The following is a 5,425-nucleotide window of genomic DNA, read 5'->3' on the forward strand; positions in this document are numbered from 1 at the left end:
GTGGTTTGTTCTTTTGTTGGGTTTCGGGCTTTTCACGGCCTGTTTCGGATTTGTTCTGAAATTTTTTTGTGGAGAGTTTGATCCTGGCTCAGGACGAACGCTGGCGGCGTGCTTAACACATGCAAGTCGAACGGAAAGGCCCTGCTTGCAGGGTACTCGAGTGGCGAACGGGTGAGTAACACGTGGGTGATCTGCCCTGCACTTCGGGATAAGCCTGGGAAACTGGGTCTAATACCGGATAGGAGCCATTTTTAGTGTGATGGTTGGAAAGTTTTTTCGGTGTAGGATGAGCTCGCGGCCTATCAGCTTGTTGGTGGGGTAATGGCCTACCAAGGCGGCGACGGGTAGCCGGCCTGAGAGGGTGGACGGCCACATTGGGACTGAGATACGGCCCAGACTCCTACGGGAGGCAGCAGTGGGGAATATTGCACAATGGGCGCAAGCCTGATGCAGCGACGCCGCGTGGGGGATGACGGCCTTCGGGTTGTAAACTCCTTTCGCTAGGGACGAAGCTTTTTGTGACGGTACCTAGATAAGAAGCACCGGCTAACTACGTGCCAGCAGCCGCGGTAATACGTAGGGTGCGAGCGTTGTCCGGAATTACTGGGCGTAAAGGGCTCGTAGGTGGTTTGTCGCGTCGTCTGTGAAATTCCGGGGCTTAACTCCGGGCGTGCAGGCGATACGGGCATAACTTGAGTACTGTAGGGGTAACTGGAATTCCTGGTGTAGCGGTGAAATGCGCAGATATCAGGAGGAACACCGATGGCGAAGGCAGGTTACTGGGCAGTTACTGACGCTGAGGAGCGAAAGCATGGGTAGCGAACAGGATTAGATACCCTGGTAGTCCATGCCGTAAACGGTGGGCGCTAGGTGTGAGGGTCTTTTCACGACTTTCGTGCCGTAGCTAACGCATTAAGCGCCCCGCCTGGGGAGTACGGCCGCAAGGCTAAAACTCAAAGGAATTGACGGGGGCCCGCACAAGCGGCGGAGCATGTGGATTAATTCGATGCAACGCGAAGAACCTTACCTGGGCTTGACATACACCGGATCGGGCTAGAGATAGTCTTTCCCTTTGTGGCTGGTGTACAGGTGGTGCATGGTTGTCGTCAGCTCGTGTCGTGAGATGTTGGGTTAAGTCCCGCAACGAGCGCAACCCTTGTCTTATGTTGCCAGCATTTGGTTGGGGACTCATGAGAGACTGCCGGGGTCAACTCGGAGGAAGGTGGGGATGACGTCAAATCATCATGCCCCTTATGTCCAGGGCTTCACACATGCTACAATGGTCGGTACAACGCGCAGCGACACTGTGAGGTGGAGCGAATCGCTGAAAGCCGGCCTTAGTTCGGATTGGGGTCTGCAACTCGACCCCATGAAGTCGGAGTCGCTAGTAATCGCAGATCAGCAACGCTGCGGTGAATACGTTCCCGGGCCTTGTACACACCGCCCGTCACGTCATGAAAGTTGGTAACACCCGAAGCCGGTGGCCCAAACTTGTTAGGGAGCCGTCGAAGGTGGGATCGGCGATTGGGACGAAGTCGTAACAAGGTACCCGTACCGGAAGGTGCGGGTGGATCACCTCCTTTCTAAGGAGCTTTATTATTAGGCACAGTTGTGCCGTGCTGCCGCGTTAGTGTGGCAGGTGTTGGTTGAGTGTGCGAGTGTCATGCTGCCAACGTTGTTTGTTTGAAAATTTCCGGGTGGAAGATACACCTTTAAGACAAAGACCGAGTGTTTGAATGGCGCTTTGTGACACACAGTGTCGTGCACAGTTTGAAAAAGTATTTGTTTGTATGTTGGTGCATTGTTGGGTGTCTGGGGCATTATCCCCTTTTTTTGGTGCCTGACCATTTTGCTGGTGTGCATGGTTTGTGTGTGCTGGTTTGTGGTTGGGGTGTTGTGTGAGAACTGTATAGTGGACGCGAGCATTAAACACATGTAACGGGCTGCGCTTTTGTGTGGTGTGTTGTGTGTGTTTGTGTGATTTCTTTTTTTGTGTTTATTTTGTCAAGTTCACTTGTGTGGCCACCCGCGCATTTTGTTTGTGTGTGGTGGTTTGTGTGTTCGTTATTAAGGGCGCATGGTGGATGCCTTGGCATGCTGAGCCGATGAAGGACGTGAAAGGCTGCGTTAAGCCTCGGGGAGTTGTCAATTAAGCGTTGATCCGAGGATGTCCGAATGGGGAAACCTGGCCCTGGTTATGTGGGGTTACCCTTCAGTGAATTCATAGCTGTTGTGGGGGTTTACGCGGGGAAGTGAAACATCTCAGTACCCGTAGGAGAAGAAAATAATAATGATTCTGCTAGTAGTGGCGAACGAACGTGGATGAGGCTAAACCGTGTGCATGTGATACCTGGTAGGGGTTGTGTGTGCGGTGTTGTGGGCCCTGATGTGCGGTGACTACCATTGCCGCGCCCTCGCATTGTTGTTAGGTGAAGTGGTTTGGAATGGCCTGCCGGAGTAGGTGAGAGTCCTGTAGCTGAAGATGATGGTGTGTGGGTTGTTGGGTTGCCCGAGTAGCAGCGGGCTCGTGGAATCTGCTGTGAATCTGCCGGGACCACCCGGTAAGCCTAAATACTCAGTGTGACCGATAGTGTATGAGTACCGTGAGGGAATGGTGAAAAGTACCCCGGGAGGGGAGTGAAATAGTTCCTGAAACCATGTGCTTACAATCCGTCAGAGCACCGTGTGTGTGATGGCGTGCCTTTTGAAGAATGAGCCTGCGAGTCAGCGGCATGTCGCGAGGTTAACCCGTGTGGGGTAGCCGTAGGGAAACCGAATCCTAATGGGGTGTCAAGTGGCATGTCCTGGACCCGAAGCGGGGTGATCTACCCATGGCCAGTGTGAAGCAGCTGTAAGAGGTTGTGGAGGCGCGAACCCACGTAGGTTGAAAACTGCGGGGATGAGCTGTGGGTAGGGGTGAAAGGCCAATCAAACTCCGTGATAGCTGGTTCTCCCCGAAATGCATTTAGGTGCAGCGTCGTATTATAGCTTGGTGGAGGTAGAGCTACTGGTTGGTTGAGCGGGACTACAATCTTAGCAATGTCAGCCAAACTCCGAATGCCACTAATTGTGTTGTACGGCAGTGAGACTGTGGGGGATAAGCTTCATAGTCGAGAGGGAAACAGCCCAGATCGCCGGTTAAGGCCCCTAAGGGTGTACTAAGTGGAAAAGGATGTGGGATCGCGAAGACAGCCAGGAGGTTGGCTTAGAAGCAGCCATCCTTGAAAGAGTGCGTAATAGCTCACTGGTCGAGTGGTTCTGCGCCGACAATGTAGTGGGGCTCAAGTACACCGCCGAAGCCGCGGCAACAATTTTTTGTTGGGTAGGGGAGCGTCGTGCATGGGTTGAAGCGTTACCGTAAGGAGGCGTGGACTGTGTGCGAGTGAGAATGCAGGCATGAGTAACGAATTGATAGGTGAGAATCCTATCCGCCGGATGACTAAGGGTTCCTGGGTCAAGTTCGTCTTCCCAGGGTGAGTCGGGACCTAAGGCGAGGCCGACAGGCGTAGTCGATGGATAACCAGTTGATATTCTGGTACCCGTACATGCGCGCCCATGATAAAGCACTGATACTAACCACCGCGGATGCATTGCTGGTCTTCTTTGAAGTCTGGTGGTGTTGATGTCGTGGGGCCTGATGTGTGGTTCAAGTGATGGGGTGACGCAGTGAGGTAGCCACGCCACTTATTGGATTGGTGGTGTAAGCGTGCAGACCGTGTGGTAGGTAAATCCGCCGCACACTTTTGGTTGAGGCGTGATGCGTAGACCCTTTGGGGTTGATGGTGGTGATCCTGTACTGTCGAGAAAAGCCTCTAGCGATGTGTGTGTATGGCCCGTACCCTAAACCGACACAGGTGGTCAGGTTGAAAATACTAAGGCGTTCGGGTGAACTGTGGTTAAGGAATTCGGCAAAATGCCCCCGTAACTTCGGGAGAAGGGGGGCCCTACGATGTGAAGGTCCGTGCGGCTGGAAGCGTTGTGGGGTCGCAGAGAATAGAGGGAAGCGACTGTTTATCAAAAACACAGGTCCATGCGAAGACGTTAAGTTGATGTATATGGACTGACGCCTGCCCGGTGCTGGAAGGTTAAGAGGACCGGTTAGTAGTCTTTGACTGCGAAGCTGAGAATTTAAGCCCCAGTAAACGGCGGTGGTAACTATAACCATCCTAAGGTAGCGAAATTCCTTGTCGGGTAAGTTCCGACCTGCACGAATGGCGTAACGACTTCTCTGCTGTCTCAACCACAGGCCCGGTGAAATTGCACTACGAGTAAAGATGCTCGTTACGCGCGGCAGGACGAAAAGACCCCGGGACCTTCACTATAGCTTGGTATTGGTGTTTGGTTCGGTTTGTGTAGGATAGGTGGGAGACTTGGAAGCTATCACGCTAGTGGTGGTGGAGTCGTTGTTGAAATACCACTCTGATCGGATTGAGCATCTAACCTTGGCCCATGATCTGGGTTGGGGACAGTGCCTGGTGGGTAGTTTAACTGGGGCGGTTGCCTCCCAAAATGTAACGGAGGCGCCCAAAGGTTCCCTCAGCCTGGTTGGCAATCAGGTGGTGAGTGTAAGTGCACAAGGGAGCTTGACTGTGAGACAGACATGTCGAGCAGGGACGAAAGTCGGGACTAGTGATCCGGCACCTACTTGTGGATGTGGTGTCGCTCAACGGATAAAAGGTACCCCGGGGATAACAGGCTGATCTTCCCCAAGAGTCCATATCGACGGGATGGTTTGGCACCTCGATGTCGGCTCGTCGCATCCTGGGGCTGGAGTAGGTCCCAAGGGTTGGGCTGTTCGCCCATTAAAGCGGCACGCGAGCTGGGTTCAGAACGTCGTGAGACAGTTCGGTCTCTATCCGCCGCGCGCGTTGAAACTTGAAGAAAGCTGTCCCTAGTACGAGAGGACCGGGACGGACGTACCTCTAGTGTGCCAGTTATCCCGCCAGGGGTATCGCTGGTTGGCTACGTACGGAAGGGATAACCGCTGAAAGCATCTAAGCGGGAAGCCTGTTTTAAGATGAGGTTTCGTTAAGGTCCCCTAAAGACGATAGGGTAGATAGGCCAGACCTGGACGCACTGTAAGGTGTGAAGGCTACTGGTACTAATTGACCACAACAAACACCAACACACACTATGTGTGCTGGCAAAAAACAACAAAAACAAGAAACAGTCACTGTCGTGACCGCGTCCACTATGCAGTATCTGACACAACACCCAGACACCCATCAAAGAGGGTAGATGTTCTGAAGGTTTGTCGGTGGTCAATAGCTGCAGGGAAACGCCCGGTCCCATTCCGAACCCGGAAGCTAAGCCTGCACACGCTGATGGTACTGCAACCGGGAGGTTGTGGGAGAGTAAGTCACCGCCGACACCAAACAACAAAAACACAACAAAATACAACAAAGAAGAGGACGGTATACCACCG

The 5,425-nt window shown here is 53.2% G+C and carries 3 rRNA genes; all 3 read left to right on the forward strand.

Annotated elements, in window-relative coordinates:
- The first annotated feature begins 65 nt into the window (after window positions 1-65).
- The 3 genes from WMP97_RS11660 to rrf all read left to right on the forward strand — a co-directional run bounded on the left by WMP97_RS11660 (window position 66) and on the right by rrf (window position 5,371).
- A 16S ribosomal RNA gene (locus WMP97_RS11660) occupies window positions 66-1,583 on the forward strand.
- A gap of 474 nt (window positions 1,584-2,057) precedes the next feature.
- Window positions 2,058-5,124: ribosomal RNA gene (locus WMP97_RS11665) — 23S ribosomal RNA — on the forward strand.
- Between the two features lie 129 nt (window positions 5,125-5,253).
- A 5S ribosomal RNA gene (rrf, locus tag WMP97_RS11670) occupies window positions 5,254-5,371 on the forward strand.
- The 16S, 23S and 5S rRNA genes sit together here, the layout of an rRNA operon.
- Window positions 5,372-5,425 lie beyond the last annotated feature (54 nt).

Origin of the sequence: Corynebacterium sp. KPL4072 (assembly GCF_037908395.1) — a bacterium.
Classification (GTDB): Bacteria; Actinomycetota; Actinomycetes; order Mycobacteriales; family Mycobacteriaceae; genus Corynebacterium; species Corynebacterium kefirresidentii.